Here is a 16,708-nt window from a genome sequence, read left to right on the forward strand (position 1 = left end):
AGTTACTCTCCCTCTTCTATGGTTACAGGATCTGCGGCACCATCGAAGCGTCGTATTTGGACAGGAAGTGCCATTGGCATACTCAGAGTTTTTATTCTCACGTATCCCTTAGACTGAATTCGCTCAACATCTGATGCAACATCACGAAATGCCCGCTTATGCTCTAGCTCGCGAACTTCTCGATCATCATCTAGATGTGTAACGATAAAATTTTCAGTATTTTTCAATAGATCAGGTGAGAGGGTACTCATCGATTGAGTTGCATAGACCATCGAAATATTAAATTTTGCACCTTCTTTTGCAATCTTATTGTAGACATTATCCCCAAGCCCTCTATCATCTTTTGGAAAGAGATTGTGCGCCTCTTCAAAGTAAAGTACGACGAAGGTATCCCCTAGTTTATTTTGGCTAAATCGGCCCATCATCCGGGAGAGTAACTCCTGACAAATCATTCGAGCCATCGCTTTTCTGACATCGACATCGCCCATTGCCAGGTCAACTAAAACTGTCTTACCTTGCATAGCAAGCGATACTATTTCCTGAAATACGGATCCGCCAGCAGGAGAGTGATAGATTTTAAAACGTGTAAATTTAGTTGTTCCAGAGCCCACTTGACCTGATAAAATTTTTAGCATTGATTCTTCGGTCTTATTAAAGTAACTACTTCCATCAGATGTGCCGAACCAAGTTTTTTTTCCTTTGTGCTCTTCCCATATGTCCATCATTTTTTTAAATATAAGTGGAAGAGCTTTAATCCTCTGGCGATCATTTAAACAGGGCTTATCACCCGAATGATCAATGTCCACTGCTGGATTTTCATGAATTTCAGCAAGCTCTGCGAGATACTTCCTGACCGGCGCCTTAAGGCCAATATAGACTTTTTCATCAGCATTTTTAGGCACGTAATGAGCATCGAAAAGAATCGCAAACCAAAGTGACATAGTGCGCCAGTAGTGATTATATCCACTGGGATCAGCTGTTTTACCTGGACATGTAGCTAGCGGCTTTGGTTCCCAGCTAAGTGTAGGGCTAATGTAATCAGGCACGTGATTGTAAGCCGCAGCCCACATCTGGCTGATTATCCCGAATCCAACATCTGGGTTTTTGAAGAAATTAATCTTGAGTTCTTTCGGTGTAGTAAATCCCTTTTCTTCCTCAGCCGCTATTATCTTCGGGTGCAGACTATAGCGCACGCATTTTTCAGAGTGCTTGGAATACAAGCTCCCATCATCTTGCTCATTTTCGTACGTATATTCACCCGACGGGTCAAAAACGATCTGTCCGACGAGATTTTCCTGCGACAGTACAGTATCAGCTACTACTTTCATCGTATTCGATTTACCAAATCTAGTTTTACCGAATAAGCCTGTTCGATGACCATAAGACTTTCCGACAAAGTCTGTTGGGTCCACTCTTACAGGAACTAGTGACTGATTCGCGAAAGAAGGAGTCTCCGTATATCTTAAATGTCCAATAGTTAACGGTGCTGGGTGTTCGGAAAAACAGTTAATAAGCTGATCGAGGTGAGGCTTCGTCGGTACATAAACCTCATAGCAATGAGCAGAAAAATAACTATCGACGTCCAGTCCAAAAGTAATTTTTCCGTAATCATCGTCGTAGAAAGTGCCTATCACGGAGCCCTTAAGGGCACTCCACTGCAGCTCTTTTTGAGTAATAGGGTCAATATTTGCCTGATTTTTGTGTATTTGATAAACCGTCTGAATAATGTCTTGCGCTACAGGAGTAGGTACGCTATCGGTTATGCGCACCATGACCACCCTTTCAGCAGCCTTTCTATCACTCGCGTCGACAGCAGATGGGGATACCTTCACTAGGACGAGAGAATTTTTAGGTACGCCGCCACACTGTCTCTTCCAAGGGTCACAGGTAACAATCGTTGCATGGTCATAGGTTATATTTAATAAAAAACCTAGAAGCTGATCCCCAAGTTGCCCATCGCTCGCCTCACGCTCAGGCACATAACAGTTGGCAATTTTCCCCACAGGTCCTAATGGCTCTTCAACTCCTTGAGCAACAGACTCAGAAATGATGGCATCAAGCTCTTCAAGTACGACATTACTAGCCACGTAATCAACTCCCTTTTGATTATTTGTCTTCAATCCATCGTGAACAATATCGCAAAGATAAAGATAAGGAAATTGCTAGGCCACAGAGAATAAGCACACCAACTGTACGACTGGCTTAATATGGACCTAAATTCCAGCCACAAAAAAACCCGCTAAAAAGCGGGTTTCTTGGCCGTCGCTAGGCAACGATATATGGTCGGAGCGGCCGGATTTGAACCGACGACCACCACACCCCCAGTGTGGTGCGCTACCAGGCTGCGCTACGCTCCGATTTTGAAAAATCGCTCACTTCGCTAAGTGATTGATTTTTAAAGACATCGTGTCTCGATGTGGCGTGAATCATACCTGAGTGCGGCTGGATTGCAAGCCCAGGTTTACAGTTTTTTATAAATTATTTTTCCCTTCCAGCAGGGCCACCACGTCCTTTAGTTCTGCGATCACTTCGGGTAGTACTTGTTGAAGCTGTACCACCTCTGCCCGCTCACTACCGGTTTCGATCTGCTGGCGGGCTCCACCAATGGTATAGCCCTCTTCGTACAGGAGCGCACGGATTTGGCGGATCATGATGACATCTTGGTGCTGGTAGTAACGGCGGTTGCCGCGACGTTTGACGGGTTTCAGCTGGGGGAATTCCTGCTCCCAGTAACGCAGGACATGGGGTTTAACGGCGCACAGTTCACTCACTTCACCAATAGTGAAATAGCGCTTACCGGGGATTGCAGGCAGCTGAGCGTTATTGCTCGGTTCCAGCATGCTCTTCTACTCGTGTCTTGAGTTTTTGCCCGGGTTTAAAAGTGACTACCCTGCGGGCCGAGATGGGGATTTCCTCGCCGGTCTTAGGATTGCGACCGGGACGCTGGCTTTTATCGCGCAGGTCGAAATTGCCAAAGCCGGAGAGCTTGACCTGCTCGTTACTTTCCAACGCATTGCGGATCTCCTCGAAGAAATATTCGACGATCTCTTTCGCTTCGCGCTTGTTAAAGCCCAGCTCTTCGTACAGTTTCTCGGCGAGCCCGGCCTTGGTCAGTGCCTCTGTCATTGGATCCTACCAATTGATTCAGAGGCGTCGACTCCAGATCGGAAGCGGCCCAAACCGCGGCGGCTTTCAACCCGGTAGCAGACGCTCTCGGGGTGCAATTCAGCCTGCACCCGAGAGCATCATGCTCTACTAGCGCAGACTAGCGTTATATTTTTCTTCTAGTTTTCCGACCACCGCATCTACAGCGGCATTGATTTCGTCGTCATTAAGGGTGCGTGACGAATGCTGAAACGTCAACCCCAAAGCGACACTTTTTCTATTTAAATCAATACCTTTGCCCTGGTAGACATCAAATATCTTGAGGTCCGTCAAGGTTTCACCTGCAACTTCGACAGCAGTTTCCACCAGGCTGGCGGCAGGAACCTCTGCATCAATCAGCAGGGCCAGATCGCGGCGCACTTCCGGGAACTTGGACAGCGGACGGAATGCGGGGGTTTTGCCCTCGCCGATCGCTTCCAGGCTCAGTTCAAATACGAACGCGGGCTTGGACAGGTCCAACTTCTTCTGCAACTGCGGGTGCAGGGCTCCGATAACCCCCACTTCGCAGTCGCCGCGCATAATCTTGGCGGTTTGGCCGGGGTGCAGCGCGGGGTGTTGGCCAGCGACAAAGCGGAATTCATCGGCTACACCAGTGCGAGCCAGCAGGGCTTCTACATCGGCTTTCACGTCGAAGAAATCCACGGCGTCTTTGCTGCCAGTCCAGTTTTCGGAGTAGCGGCTGCCGTAGGCGAGACCGGCAATCATCTGTTCCTGGTGCAACTCAGCACCTGGTACAAAACGCAGGCCGGTTTCAAACAGGCGCACGCGGTTTTGCTGGCGATTCAGGTTGTACTGCAACGCTTTGCACAGGCCCGGCAGCAAGGTGGTGCGCATAACCGCCAGCTCGGCGCTGATCGGGTTTTGCAGGGCCACTGGATCGGCTTTCGGATCAAACAGCGCGGCGCTGTCGCTATCGATAAAGCTGAAGGTAATCGCTTCGTAGTAGCCACGGCTCAGCAGAGTTTGCTCCAGGTTGTCCTGGGCAATAGTGCTCTCCGGGCGCGGGGCGATTTCCAGCTCGGCGGTAAAGCTTTCGCTGGGGATACGGTTGTAGCCGTAAACACGGGCCAGTTCTTCCAGGAGGTCTGCTTCGATGGCGATATCGAAACGGAAGCTGGGGGCGAGGAAGGTCCAGCCTTCGTCGTTCTGGTCGATTTTTTCCAGGCCCAGACGGGTGAGGATATCGACGATTTCGTCATCGGCCAGTTTGATGCCCAGGCCCAACTCTACTTTCGCACGGCGCAGGGTAATATGGCGCTCGGCGGGCATAATTTCAGTCAGCTCGCGCACGTGTACCGGACCGGGCTCACCGCCGACGATATCCAGCAGCAACTGGGTAGCGCGCTCTACCGCTTTCTCTTGTAGGTGGTAGTCCACACCGCGTTCGAAACGGTGGGAGGAGTCGGTGTGCAGGCCGTAAGAGCGAGCCTTGCCGGCAATGGCCAGCGGGCTAAAGAAGGCGCTCTCCAGGAAGATATGCTGGGTGCCCGTGGTCACGGAGGAATCCAAGCCACCCATAATACCGGCCATCGCCAGAGGTTTTTCCTCATCGGCAATTACCAGGGTGCCCTCTTTCAGTTTGACTTCCTGGCCGTCCAGCAGGGTCAGCTCTTCACCGGCTTCCGCCATACGCACTTTGATGCCGCCGGAGAGTTTCTCCAGGTCGAAGGCGTGCATGGGCTGGCCCAGTTCCAGCAAAACATAGTTGGTAACGTCTACTACCGGGTCGATACTGCGCAGGCCGCTGCGACGCAGGCGCTCTTGCATCCACAGAGGCGTTACCGCTTTGATATCGATATTGCGAATGACACGACCTACGTAGCGCGGGCAGGCGGCTTCGGCCAGCAGGGATACGGGCATGCTCTCGTCGATCTGCTGAGGTACCGGAGCAACTTCCGGGCCCTGAACGGCGCAGCGATTCAGTACGCCCACTTCGCGAGCGATACCGGCAACACCGAGGCAGTCGGAACGGTTCGGGGTGAGATCCACTTCGATGGTCTCGTCGTCCAGCTGCAAGTATTCGCGCAGATCGGTACCGGTGGGTGCGTCTTCTGGCAGTTCCCAGATACCGTCGTTGTCTTCACCCAGTTCCAGTTCGGTCTGTGCGCAGAGCATACCAAAGCTCTCTACACCACGGAGCTTGGCTTTCTTGATTTTAAAATCGCCCGGCAGCTTGGCGCCTACCAGGGCAAAAGGAATTTTGATTCCGGTGCGCGCATTGGGAGCACCGCACACAACTTGCATTTCACCGTCGGGGTGGCCCGCCACTTTACACACGCGCAGCTTGTCCGCATCCGGGTGCTGTTCACAGGCGACAATCTCACCGACAACCACTCCGGAGAAATCGCCCGCAACTTTTTCTATACCGTCCACTTCCAGGCCGGCCATGGTGATTTGATCGGCCAGTTCCTGCGTGGTGAGTTCCGGGTTTACCCATTCCCGCAACCAGGAGTTGCTGATTTTCATAGTTGATCTCTTTCTGTATTCCGTCAGCGCAACTTGGTGCGCATTTCGCCTGGGGCTGTTTCGCCTCCCAGGCCTCCACAATTCGACTGCTGTTGCGAAGGGCCATTGCCATTCGCGCTGTCACTTGGCTTAGAACTGTTTCAAGAAGCGCAGATCGTTATCGAAGAACAAGCGCAGGTCGTTGACGCCATAGCGCAGCATGGCGAGGCGCTCGATACCGATACCGAAGGCAAAGCCGGAGTATTTTTCGCTGTCGATATCGCAGGCGGCGAAGACGTTCGGGTGCACCATGCCGCAGCCGAGAATTTCCAGCCAGCCGGTGCCGGAACATACGCGGCAGCCTTCACCGGAACAGGCGGTACACTGGATGTCCGCTTCTGCGGAAGGCTCGGTGAACGGGAAGTAAGACGGACGGAAACGCACCGGTACTTCCGCTTCGAAGAAGGCGCGCAGGAATTGGTCGATGGTGCCTTTCAGGTGGGCGAAGCTGATGTTCTCGCCGATTACCAGGCCTTCTACCTGGTGGAACATGGGCGAGTGGGTGACATCGGAGTCGCAGCGGTATACGCGGCCCGGGCAGATAATACGCAGCGGTGGAGACTTTTTCTCCATGGTGCGAATCTGCACTGAGGAGGTGTGGGTTCTCAGTACGGTGGTAGGGTCCACGTAGAAGGTGTCGTGCATCGCGCGCGCGGGGTGGTGCGCGGGAATATTCAACGCTTCGAAGTTGTAGTAGTCCTGTTCGACTTCCGGGCCGTTCTCAACAGAGAAGCCAATGCTCGCAAAGAATTCTTCCACGCGCTTTAAGGTGCGCGTAATGGGGTGGGCATTGCCCTGCTCTTCACCGCGCCCCGGCAGAGTGACATCAATGGTCTCTTCGGCCAACTTCGCGTTGATCGCGGCCTGCTCCAGCATAGTGCGGCGCGCGTTAATTTTTTCCTGAACCTGCTGCTTGGCTTCGTTGATCTTGGCACCCGCTGCCGGACGCTCCTCAGCCGACAACTTGCCCAAGCCTTTCAGCAGTGCCGTCAGCTGGCCCTTTTTGCCCAGGTAATCAACACGCACCTGATCCAGTGCGGCGAGGCCATCGGCCTTCTCCACCAGCTCCATAGCCTGCTCGGTGAGGGACTGCAAATCTTGCATCGAACTGTTCCCGTTTGAATCCAACTTCGATTAATTTTTTCTGCTTTGTTCGGCCGGTACTTTCTGTACCGGAGGGAATTTCCCCAGGCACCGCCACCGGTAAAAAATAGCGGAAACTCCATAAAAAAATAGGGAAGGGCCACTACAGCCCTTCCCTATTTTGAGTATTCAGTTTTACAACTGAAGTGACAGCTTACGCTGCCAGGGCTGCCTTAGCTTTTTCAACTACGGCAGCAAAAGCGACTTTATCGTAAACAGCCAGATCGGCCAGTACACGGCGATCCAGTGCGATGTCCGCTTTTTTCAGACCTGCGATCAGGCGGCTGTAGCTCAGGCCTTCAGCACGGGACTGGGCGTTAATACGAGTAATCCACAGAGCGCGGAAGTTACGCTTTTTAACGCGACGGTCACGGTATGCGTACTGACCAGCTTTAATTACTGCCTGCTTGGCAACGCGGAATACGCGTGAACGCGCACCGTAGTAACCTTTAGCCTGCTTCAGAATCTTCTTGTGACGACGACGCGCCTCTACACCACGTTTTACACGGGCCATACTTCTATCCTCTTAAACCTTTGCGATTTGGGCCAATTACTTGGCGCGCAGCATACGATCGACCAGACCAGCATCAGACTTGTTCATAGTCTGGGTGCCACGCAGCTGACGCTTGCGCTTGGTGGTCATCTTGGTGAGGATGTGGCTCTTGTTAGCGTGCTTGTGCTTGTAGCCCGCAGCCGTCTTCTTGAAGCGCTTGGCAGCGCCACTGTGAGTCTTTGCTTTCGGCATTTTGTACTCCAAAGTTAATATTCGCCTGTAAAACAGGCACCTTTAGTAACTGCCGACAACCGAAGTTACCGGCACTGCGAGAGTGGGGAGGCAGCCGTCGCCCAACCACTTCTCAAAGGAGATCCCGGGAATGACTTCCCCAAACCTCACTTTTTCTTTTTGAGCGGAGCAATCACCATCAGCATTTGACGACCTTCCATTTTCGGTCGCTGCTCTACGGTGCCCAGCTCTTCAAGGTCCTTTTCGATGCGCTGCATCATTTCCATGCCCAGCTCTTGGTGAGCCATTTCGCGGCCACGGAAACGCAGGGATACTTTGGCCTTGTCACCCGCTTCCAGGAAGCGGGCCAGGTTGCGCAGCTTGATCTGATAGTCACCGACATCGGTGCCCGGGCGGAATTTCATTTCCTTGATCTGCTGCTGCTTCTGCTTCTTCTTGGCGGCATTCTTAGCTTTTTTAGCTTCGAATACGTGCTTACCGTAGTCCATGATCTTACAGACTATCGGCGTGGAGTCCGAGGCAATTTCAACGAGATCCAAGCTAGCTTTCTGTGCAGCTTCCAGCGCTTCATCCAGGGAGACAATGCCTACCTGTTCGCCATCAGCGCCTATCAGGCGGAGTTCTGACGCTTCAATCTGATCGTTTATGCGGGCCTTTTTGGACCGTCCCTTAGTGTCTCGTTTAATAGCTATGGTCTCCCAGTTGCCAAGTTGTTATGCATTATCTTCTGTCAAACGACCGCGACGATTTACGTCTTGCTCGAGGATCTCGAGAAATGACTCATACGTCATTGTACCAAGATCTTCACCGCTACGGGTACGTACTGCCACGGTTTGACTTTCTACTTCCTTATCGCCAATTACCAATAGATAAGGAACACGCTGAAGCGTGTGCTCGCGGATTTTAAAGCCGATCTTCTCGTTTCTCAAGTCAGCTGTGGCGCGGTATTGCAGCTCACCCAAACGATCTTGCAAATTGCGACAATATTCAGCCTGGCGATCGGTGATATTCATGATCGCCACCTGCTGCGGCGCGAGCCAGGTGGGGAACGCGCCTTCGTAGTGCTCGATCAGGATTCCGATAAAGCGCTCGAAGGAACCCAGGGCTGCGCGGTGCAGCATTACCGGGGACTGGCGCGAGCCATCTTCTGCCACAAATTGGGCATCCAGGCGGCCCGGCATGGAGAAATCCACCTGAATGGTACCGCACTGCCATACGCGGCCGAGACAGTCTTTCAGGGAGAATTCGATCTTCGGTCCGTAGAAGGCGCCTTCACCCGGCAGCTCTTCCCACGGCAGGCCAGCGGCATCCAGAGCGTCGGCCAGGGCTTTTTCAGCCTTATCCCAGCTCTCATCGGAACCTACGCGCTTCTCCGGGCGAGTGGAGAGACGGTAGATAACGTCCTGGAAGCCGAAATCCTTATAAACGGAGTGCAGCAGATCCATAAAGTCAGAAACCTCTGACTGGATCTGATCTTCGCTACAGAAGATATGGCCGTCATCCTGCACAAAGCCGCGCACGCGCATCAGGCCGTGCAGGGAACCGGAGGGCTCGCTGCGGTGACAGGAGCCAAACTCCGCCAGACGCAACGGCAGGTCGCGGTAGCTGCGCAGGCCCTGATTGAATACCTGTACGTGACAAGGACAGTTCATAGGTTTAATGGCGAACTGACGTTCTTCACTGGTCAGGGTGAACATGTCATCGCCGAACTTATCGGCGTGACCGGACTTGCGCCACAGGCTGAAATCTACCAGCTGTGGAGTCTTGATTTCTTTGTAGCCGAATTCGCGCTGGCGGCGACGCATGTACTGCTCGATAGTGCTGTAAATGGTCCAGCCGTTCGGGTGCCAGAACACCATACCGGGCGCCTCTTCCTGAATATGGAAAAGGTCAAATTTCTTCGCCAGCTTGCGGTGATCGCGCTTCTCTGCCTCTTCGATGCGACGCAGGTAAGCTTTCAGTTCTTTTTTGTTGGCCCAGGCAGTGCCGTAAACACGGGTCAACATTTCATTGTTGGAGTCACCGCGCCAGTAGGCACCGGCCACTTTAGTCAGCTTGAACGCTTTCAATCTGCCGGTGGAAGGTACGTGGGGACCGCGACACAGGTCTTCAAAGTCGCCCTGGCGGTAGAGAGAAATATCTTCATCGCTGGGGATGCTGTCGATAATCTCAGCCTTGTACTCTTCGCCCATTTCGCGGAAGTACTTAACCGCTTCTTTGCGCGGCATCAGGCGGCGACTGACAGTGATGTCTTCTTTGGCCAGCACTTCCATACGCTCTTCGATCTTCTCGAGATCTTCTGGCGTAAACTGGCGCTCGTAGGCGAAATCGTAATAGAAGCCGTTTTCTATAACCGGGCCAATGGTGACCTGGGCTGTCGGGTACAGCTGCTTAACTGCTTGTGCCAGCAAGTGCGCTGTGGAGTGACGGATCACTTCCAAGCCTTCGGGCTGACGATCAGTAATAATTGCCAGATTTACGTCGGTATCAATAACGTAACTGGTATCGACTTCCTTGCCGTCTACAACGCCAGCAAGTGCGGCTTTTGCCAAACCTGGGCCGATATCAGCGGCTACATCGTGTACAGAAACCGGAGCAGAAAATTCTCGACGGGAACCATCGGGGAGAGTAACAACGGGCATTGTTTATCCTTTGTTCTCAGTGGCGATCCCTACCAAAGACCGCATGAAACTATCCATGAATTTTTTCATGGAACTCTTGATCGGGATGGGCAATCCATCCTTTTGAAAGGTGGTAGACCCGGGCGGATTTGAACCGCCGACCTCTGCCATGTCAAGGCAGCGCTCTAACCAACTGAGCTACGGGTCTAAAGCTCTACAGCGGGGGAACCCTGTGCTGTGAAGAGCGCGAACTTTAGCACCGCTTTTCAGTGTTTTCAACAACTTACTGAACTTTTGTGTGAATTTTTTTAAGAGCGACCAAGCACCAACAAGGCAGTGCGGGACTATCAAAATGTAGATCCAAGTCCCGCCCTTCAGCAAGGATTATTCCACACCTTTTAAGTGGGTAATCTCATCGCGCAATTTTGCTGCCGCTTCAAATTCCAGGTTCTTCGCATGCTGGTACATTTGCTCTTCCAGCTCGGCAATTCGGGCCCAGCGCTGCTTATCGGTAAGGGCCTCAACATCTACCTTATATTCACCCTTGCCCTCGGCAATCTTGCGGCGCCCTTTCTTCGGCACGCCTGGAGCCACTGCTCCTTCCAGAATATCCGCCACACTCTTGCGGATACCTTTGGGAGTAATACCGTGCTCCTCATTAAAGGCCATTTGTTTCTCGCGGCGACGACGGGTTTCTTCGAGTGCGCGCTCCATAGAACCGGTAACTTTATCCGCATAGAGAATCGCCCTCCCCTCCAGGTTTCGCGCAGCCCGTCCGATGGTCTGGATCAGCGAGCGATCGGAGCGGAGGAAGCCTTCTTTATCGGCATCAAAAATTGCAACCAGGGCAACTTCAGGCATATCCAGGCCTTCTCGAAGCAAGTTAATACCAACTAGCACGTCAAACTCACCGATACGGAGATCCCGGATAATCTCTACCCGCTCAACGGTATCAATATCGGAGTGCAGGTAGCGGACACGAACACCACTCTCGGAGAGGTATTCAGTAAGATCCTCTGCCATCCGCTTAGTCAATACGGTAATCAGTACTCGCTGGTCTGCATCCACGCACTGGTGAATTTCAGATAAGGCATCATCCACCTGGGTCAATGCCGGGCGAACTTCAACTTCCGGGTCCACCAGGCCGGTCGGGCGAACCACCTGCTCAACCACCTGCCCCGCATTCTCCTGCTCGTAAGGGCCAGGCGTTGCAGAGACAAAGACCGTCTGGGGCGCCAAGCCTTCCCACTCCTCAAATTTGAGGGGGCGATTATCCAGGGCCGATGGAAGGCGGAAGCCATACTCCACCAGGGTTTCCTTGCGCGATCGGTCTCCGCGATACATTCCGCCGATTTGCGGCACCGTTACATGGCTTTCATCGATAAACAGCAACGCATCGCTGGGCAAGTAATCGAATAGCGTGGGCGGCGGCTGGCCAGATTCACGACCAGAGAGATAGCGGGAATAGTTCTCCACCCCGTTGCAGTAACCCAACTCCTGCATCATTTCCACATCGTAGCGGGTGCGCTGATCCAACCTTTGCGCTTCGACCAGCTTGTTGTTGCCACGCAGTTGCTCGAGTCGCCCTCGCAGCTCATCTTTGATTTCATCGATGGCACTGACGATGGTCTCTCGCGGCGTCACATAGTGGCTCTTGGGGAAGATGGTCACCCGGGGCACCTTCCTGAGCTGCTCTCCGGTGAGCGGGTCAAATATGGTGATCTCTTCGATCTCTTCATCAAAAAGAGACAAGCGCACCGCTTCCAAATCGGAGTCTGCCGGGTAGATATCGATAATATCGCCGCGCACCCGGTAAGTAGCGCGACGGAAATCTGCATCATTGCGGGTGTATTGCAGTTCAGCCAGGCGCCTGAGGATAGTGCGTTGGTCAACGAGATCGCCGCGATCCAGATGCAGGACCATCTTCAAATATTTGTCGGGGTCACCCAAACCGTAAATTGCCGAAACTGTGGCGACCACAACCACATCGCGCCGCTCAATAAGTGCCTTGGTGGCCGAGAGGCGCATCTGCTCGATATGCTCGTTTACGGATGCATCCTTTTCGATAAAGGTGTCCGAAGAGGGAACGTAAGCTTCTGGCTGGTAGTAGTCGTAGTAAGAGACAAAATACTCCACCGAATTCTTCGGGAAAAACTCTTTAAATTCCCCGTAGAGCTGGGCCGCCAGCGTCTTATTGTGAGCCATCACAATGGCCGGCCGCTGCAAGCGCTCAATAATATTCGCCATAGTAAAGGTCTTACCCGAGCCGGTAACACCCAGCAGTGTTTGATGACTCAGGCCATCATCAATTCCCTCTGACAGCTGCTCTATCGCCAGCGGCTGATCGCCCGCTGGCTGATACTTGGATTCCACCTTAAAAGGTCGCGACTCCATACACTTCCCCCAACCGCTTAATCATTCATGCAACACAGGATTGTAGGCTGTCGTCATACGACCCACAATTACAAGAGAATAGCGTCCTACCCTTCCCAACTCTGACCTGCGGCATTTTGCGCATGACCCCAAAAAATAATTTCCTGACAAATCAATTAGTTAAAGATGAAAAAAGGGGTTGACCTGTTCGGAAGTGCTCTATAATATACGCGCCATCTCAACGGCACAGCCGAAAAGATATTCCGCCTTAGCTCAGTTGGTAGAGCAAATGACTGTTAATCATTGGGTCGCTGGTTCGAGCCCAGCAGGCGGAGCCAAATTTCAAAGCGCAGCTTAATTTGCGCTCTATAAATTAGATTAAATTCCGCCTTAGCTCAGTTGGTAGAGCAAATGACTGTTAATCATTGGGTCGCTGGTTCGAGCCCAGCAGGCGGAGCCAAACAAAAGCCCGGATAGATTCCATCTATCCGGGCTTTTTCTTTTCTGCTCAATTTTATTAATCCACATAGGGACCGGGAAATAGCGACCAACCCGTATTGGTTAGCCGCCCAAAACATGCACTAGCGGGAGCCAACCTCCCCAGCTAAAGGCAACCTCTCCACAGTCGCCCCTCCACTCGCTTTACGTACCTGCCCCTGCCTCGACCAGACAACATCGACCAATCCCTGCTTGGGTGAGTAGCCTTTTACAGCCCTACATAGAATCCTGCGGACCTGCTCGCAATCATGAGAGCCGCACGCATCCCTGAGCTCCGAAACCAGAAGTTGCAAAGCCTCACTGTCGAGACGCTCCTCTTCGGCGCGCATAATCATTGGGTGGTCCGTGCCTAGCACGTTATCCCCCAACAACAATTCTTCGTACAATTTCTCCCCAGGGCGCAATCCAGTGAGCTGGATTTCAATATCGCCATCAGGGTTTTCTTCATCCCTTACTGTGTGCCCCATCAAGCGAATCAAGCGCTCAGCCAGATCGTAGATGCGTACAGGCTCACCCATATCGAGAACAAATACATCCCCATTGCGCCCCATACTCCCAGCCTGCAATACCAGCTGAGCCGCCTCGGGGATAGTCATAAAATAACGGGTTACTTTTGAGTGGGTTACAGTTACCGGACCACCGGCATTGATCTGATCCGTGAACAGGGGAATTACTGAACCGGAAGAGCCGATAACATTGCCAAACCTGACCATGCATACGCGCATTTTATTAAAACGGCGACCAAAATCCTGGCAAATCAGCTCAGCAAATCTTTTGGTGGCACCCATAACATTGGTTGGCCGGACAGCCTTATCGGTAGAGATAAGCACAAACTGCTCAACTCTATGCTGCTCTGCGGCCTCAAGTACGGAAAGGGTGCCCAGGACATTATTCTCGGCACCAATAACAACATTCTGCTCAACCAAAGGCACATGCTTGTATGCGGCCGCATGGTAAATTGTATGCACGGAGAAACCCTGGATGATTTCCGCCATACGCTCAGTGTTACGCACATCGCCTAGCAGCGCGGTTACTTCAAACTGGACCCCATCATCCTGGTGCTGCTGTCGCAGCTCGCGCTCTATCTGATAAAGGGCATATTCAGAGGACTCAACAACAACCAGCCTGGCAGGCTTCCATTGCGATATCTGCCTGCACAATTCTGATCCTATGGACCCGCCAGCACCAGTAACCAAAACCACCTTGCCGCTGATGGAGCCAGAAACGAGCTCCTTCTGCGGCTCAACAGGAGCACGCCCCAGGATATTTTCATAGGTCTGTGAAACATCCTCTGCCCGCCCCACACCGTCGAGCAGCTCCTCCACTCCAGGAATCGCCTTTACCACCAGACCTCGTTCTCTGAGTGCCTTGGTTATCTCCCTGCGGCGACGCCTAGGTACTCCGGGCATAGCCAAAATAACTTCTGCTATATCTTTACCTGCAACCACTTCAAGAATATCTGCAGGGTTATACACCAACAACCCATCGATAAATGTCTTTTGCTTGGAGGCGTTATCATCAAAAAAAGCAACGGGCTTATATAGCTGCCCGTGAACCAACGCCTTATACATTTGCAAACCCGCAGTACCAGCACCATAAATGGCCACCCGGGTTTTATGAATTTCAAGCGCTGTCTGATAGTAAAGGCGGACCAACCAGCGGGACCCACCCACGGCAATAAATGCAAAGCACCAATAGATCACAGGGACAGAACGAGGAACCCCTGCAGTAGTCAAGTAGGAAAAGAGTGCCAGCATCACTGCAGAAAGGGTTACCCCTTGCAGAACCGCAATAATAGCTTTTTGCCCCATGTACCGGATAATTGTCCGGTACAAACCTAGCCGAAGAAAAATAAAACTAGTAGCGACTAACGTTAACCCCAGGCAGGCAAACATTCGCCACTCAAGAAATTGTGCGACACCATTGAGCCGGATTGCCATAGCCAGCAGAAAGGCCAAACTTAACATCAGCATATCAAATGCCAACATCAATACAGGCTTTTGGATTCTCTTTACGCCTCGCCAAACCCTTGTCACATGACTCCCCGGAATCTACCTACAAACAAAAAACCATCCTCTACAGAGGCTACTCAGACCTTCTCAAATACAGCAACTGCTAATGCCGCTGAAGAGAAGAGCAACATCACGCCCAACTGCACAACGAGCGCTTTTTTTGCTCCAACCCGAATCGCATATCTTTGGTAAAAGTGCTCGCGATGGGCCTCCCACCAACGCTGACCGCCCAACATTCGCTTTAATAACGTGTAAGTAGCATCCAGCCAAAAAGGTGCAAATATTAGCACCGGCATCCAAAGCTCAAACGCTCCCCGTTGCCAGCCATACAAACTGACAGCAACCACCGCCAAACCTATACCTGTTGAACCGGCATCACCCAAAAAAATCTTCGCCGAAGGCCAATTGAAGACCAAAAAAACAGACGCACATACAGCCAGCAGTGCACAGAGCCAAGCTAGCTCAGCGTCCCCATTTAAAGCGCAAACTAACCCCAGAGAAGAAAAGCCGATAAGCGTCATTGACCCCGCCAAGCCATCCATCCCATCCATAAAGTTATAGAGGTTGATAGCCCAGGCTCCAGCCAAAATGAATATTGGGTAGAGCCACCAGTCCAACCCTCCCGGTAGCGCAATTAACAGCAAGGCTACCGCCAGAAGATGAGCTGAAAAGCGAAAATGTATAGCCACACTCCTCAAGTCATCCAGGGCGGACACAGCTAACAGTAACGCAAACGCCCCCAAAACCAGCGGGGACAAATCAAGTGGGCTAGCAACTACCGCGACCAAGCAGCCAAGCAGGAAAGCCCACCCACCTGTACGAGGAACCGGCACCGAGTGCATCGAGCGATTATTTGGTATGTCGAGCGCAAAATTGCGCATTCTTACAATAAACACCGATGTAGCGCCATAGCTTGTAACCACAGCAAGCAACAGTGGAATTACCCACTCCCAAGCCACACTACTCAACCAACCAACCCCTTATCACTTTCACGCAAGCCAATCCCTCCAGCCACTCTTAACACAGACAAATATTTGCACCGCAAGCAATTACAACTTTCTACACACCCCTAAAGGAAAACCCTAGAGGTCGTCCAAGCAGAGAACATTCGCTAATGATTAAAGGAAGATCAGAGCGGGGGACAGAACACAATAAATTACGAAGCTTTGTGACTAATGTAATCCAAGAATTACATCTTACCGGGGGAAGCAGTTGAACGGTACCAAGGGGGCTCATCTATCGCGACTCTCTTGTCTATCAACTCAAAACCCCGACCGGAGGCAACTATGGACCTACCAGTCGGGACCCGTAAATCTTCAGAGCCGAATTATACCCCTGTTCTTGTCCAGGGTTGCTGCACCTACACCTTTAACATTCAACAACTGCTCTACAGATGTGAACGGGCCGTGCTCTTCTCGATACTCAACAATCAGTTGCGCTCGCGCCTCGCCAATACCATCCAATTTCTCAGCAAGCTCAATGGCTGAAGCACTATTAACATTGACTGACAGCACAACTTCCTTGGCATCAACACTCTCCAACTCCTCCGCATATGTAGAGGGGTTTAGAAAGAGCGAAACAGCTAGTGCAAAAACAACAGAAAACAATCGGTAGGTCAATTTCATGGTCAACTCCCAGTGAATTAT

The 16,708-nt window shown here is 52.0% G+C and carries 13 protein-coding genes and 4 tRNA genes; 2 read left to right on the forward strand and 15 right to left on the reverse strand.

The window, feature by feature from the left end:
- Positions 1-2 precede the first annotated feature (2 nt).
- From ACJJIW_RS20990 to uvrB, 12 genes are all read right to left on the reverse strand, one after another.
- Complete coding sequence (locus ACJJIW_RS20990; RefSeq protein WP_444936268.1) at positions 3-2,087, reverse strand: helicase HerA domain-containing protein; 2,085 nt, start codon at positions 2,085-2,087, stop codon at positions 3-5.
- 193 nt (positions 2,088-2,280) lie between these two features.
- A tRNA-Pro gene (locus tag ACJJIW_RS20995) sits at positions 2,281-2,357 on the reverse strand.
- A gap of 114 nt (positions 2,358-2,471) precedes the next feature.
- Positions 2,472-2,840: a MerR family transcriptional regulator gene (locus ACJJIW_RS21000; RefSeq protein ID WP_108733836.1), complete on the reverse strand. Its 369-nt coding sequence runs from the start codon at positions 2,838-2,840 to the stop codon at positions 2,472-2,474.
- Positions 2,821-3,126, reverse strand: a complete 306-nt coding sequence (gene ihfA / locus ACJJIW_RS21005; protein ID WP_108733837.1) for an integration host factor subunit alpha — start codon at positions 3,124-3,126, stop codon at positions 2,821-2,823. Before ihfA ends, ACJJIW_RS21000 begins: the two co-directional genes overlap by 20 nt.
- A 129-nt stretch (positions 3,127-3,255) precedes the next feature.
- Positions 3,256-5,631: a phenylalanine--tRNA ligase subunit beta gene (pheT, locus tag ACJJIW_RS21010; protein WP_444936269.1), complete on the reverse strand. Its 2,376-nt coding sequence runs from the start codon at positions 5,629-5,631 to the stop codon at positions 3,256-3,258.
- A 129-nt stretch (positions 5,632-5,760) separates the two neighbouring features.
- Positions 5,761-6,774, reverse strand: a complete 1,014-nt coding sequence (gene pheS / locus ACJJIW_RS21015) for a phenylalanine--tRNA ligase subunit alpha (RefSeq protein WP_282932052.1) — start codon at positions 6,772-6,774, stop codon at positions 5,761-5,763.
- A 193-nt stretch (positions 6,775-6,967) separates the two neighbouring features.
- Positions 6,968-7,327 (reverse strand): 50S ribosomal protein L20, encoded by a 360-nt coding sequence (rplT, locus tag ACJJIW_RS21020; RefSeq protein ID WP_108733840.1) that lies wholly within the window; start codon positions 7,325-7,327, stop codon positions 6,968-6,970.
- 36 nt (positions 7,328-7,363) lie between these two features.
- Positions 7,364-7,558 (reverse strand): 50S ribosomal protein L35, encoded by a 195-nt coding sequence (gene rpmI / locus ACJJIW_RS21025; protein ID WP_020413351.1) that lies wholly within the window; start codon positions 7,556-7,558, stop codon positions 7,364-7,366.
- A 146-nt stretch (positions 7,559-7,704) separates the two neighbouring features.
- A complete protein-coding gene (gene infC / locus ACJJIW_RS21030) occupies positions 7,705-8,250 on the reverse strand; it encodes a translation initiation factor IF-3 (protein ID WP_444916218.1) in 546 nt (181 codons plus the stop codon).
- A gap of 21 nt (positions 8,251-8,271) precedes the next feature.
- Complete coding sequence (thrS, locus tag ACJJIW_RS21035) at positions 8,272-10,200, reverse strand: threonine--tRNA ligase (RefSeq protein ID WP_108733842.1); 1,929 nt, start codon at positions 10,198-10,200, stop codon at positions 8,272-8,274.
- Between the two features lie 110 nt (positions 10,201-10,310).
- Positions 10,311-10,387 (reverse strand) — tRNA-Val (locus ACJJIW_RS21040).
- A 176-nt stretch (positions 10,388-10,563) separates the two neighbouring features.
- Positions 10,564-12,573: an excinuclease ABC subunit UvrB gene (uvrB, locus tag ACJJIW_RS21045; protein WP_444936270.1), complete on the reverse strand. Its 2,010-nt coding sequence runs from the start codon at positions 12,571-12,573 to the stop codon at positions 10,564-10,566.
- A 241-nt stretch (positions 12,574-12,814) separates the two neighbouring features.
- Here uvrB and ACJJIW_RS21050 point away from each other — a divergent pair.
- Together ACJJIW_RS21050 and ACJJIW_RS21055 are read left to right on the forward strand one after the other, a co-directional pair.
- Positions 12,815-12,890 (forward strand) — tRNA-Asn (locus tag ACJJIW_RS21050).
- 46 nt (positions 12,891-12,936) lie between these two features.
- A tRNA-Asn gene (locus tag ACJJIW_RS21055) sits at positions 12,937-13,012 on the forward strand.
- 121 nt (positions 13,013-13,133) lie between these two features.
- On the opposite strand, the gene ACJJIW_RS21060 is transcribed toward ACJJIW_RS21055, so the two are convergent.
- The 3 genes from ACJJIW_RS21060 to ACJJIW_RS21070 form a co-directional block, all read right to left on the reverse strand.
- Complete coding sequence (locus tag ACJJIW_RS21060; protein WP_444936271.1) at positions 13,134-15,086, reverse strand: polysaccharide biosynthesis protein; 1,953 nt, start codon at positions 15,084-15,086, stop codon at positions 13,134-13,136.
- Positions 15,087-15,139: 53 nt separating this feature from the next.
- Positions 15,140-16,021: an MraY family glycosyltransferase gene (locus ACJJIW_RS21065; RefSeq protein WP_444937378.1), complete on the reverse strand. Its 882-nt coding sequence runs from the start codon at positions 16,019-16,021 to the stop codon at positions 15,140-15,142.
- A 357-nt stretch (positions 16,022-16,378) separates the two neighbouring features.
- Positions 16,379-16,687 (reverse strand): ComEA family DNA-binding protein, encoded by a 309-nt coding sequence (locus ACJJIW_RS21070; RefSeq protein WP_444907759.1) that lies wholly within the window; start codon positions 16,685-16,687, stop codon positions 16,379-16,381.
- Positions 16,688-16,708 lie beyond the last annotated feature (21 nt).

The sequence above is a fragment of the Microbulbifer maximicatervae (SeqCode) genome (assembly GCF_052467815.1).

What these genes read in the sequence shown, in the direction of transcription:
- ihfA (WP_108733837.1), bottom strand. Translation starts at nt 3,126, where the DNA reads ATGACAGAGGCACTGACCAAGGCCGGGCTCGCCGAGAAACTGTACGAA.
- rpmI (WP_020413351.1), bottom strand. Translation starts at nt 7,558, where the DNA reads ATGCCGAAAGCAAAGACTCACAGTGGCGCTGCCAAGCGCTTCAAGAAG.
- ACJJIW_RS21070 (WP_444907759.1), bottom strand. Translation starts at nt 16,687, where the DNA reads ATGAAATTGACCTACCGATTGTTTTCTGTTGTTTTTGCACTAGCTGTT.
- uvrB (WP_444936270.1), bottom strand. Translation starts at nt 12,573, where the DNA reads ATGGAGTCGCGACCTTTTAAGGTGGAATCCAAGTATCAGCCAGCGGGC.
- pheT (WP_444936269.1), bottom strand. Translation starts at nt 5,631, where the DNA reads ATGAAAATCAGCAACTCCTGGTTGCGGGAATGGGTAAACCCGGAACTC.
- pheS (WP_282932052.1), bottom strand. Translation starts at nt 6,774, where the DNA reads ATGCAAGATTTGCAGTCCCTCACCGAGCAGGCTATGGAGCTGGTGGAG.
- ACJJIW_RS21000 (WP_108733836.1), bottom strand. Translation starts at nt 2,840, where the DNA reads ATGCTGGAACCGAGCAATAACGCTCAGCTGCCTGCAATCCCCGGTAAG.
- thrS (WP_108733842.1), bottom strand. Translation starts at nt 10,200, where the DNA reads ATGCCCGTTGTTACTCTCCCCGATGGTTCCCGTCGAGAATTTTCTGCT.
- rplT (WP_108733840.1), bottom strand. Translation starts at nt 7,327, where the DNA reads ATGGCCCGTGTAAAACGTGGTGTAGAGGCGCGTCGTCGTCACAAGAAG.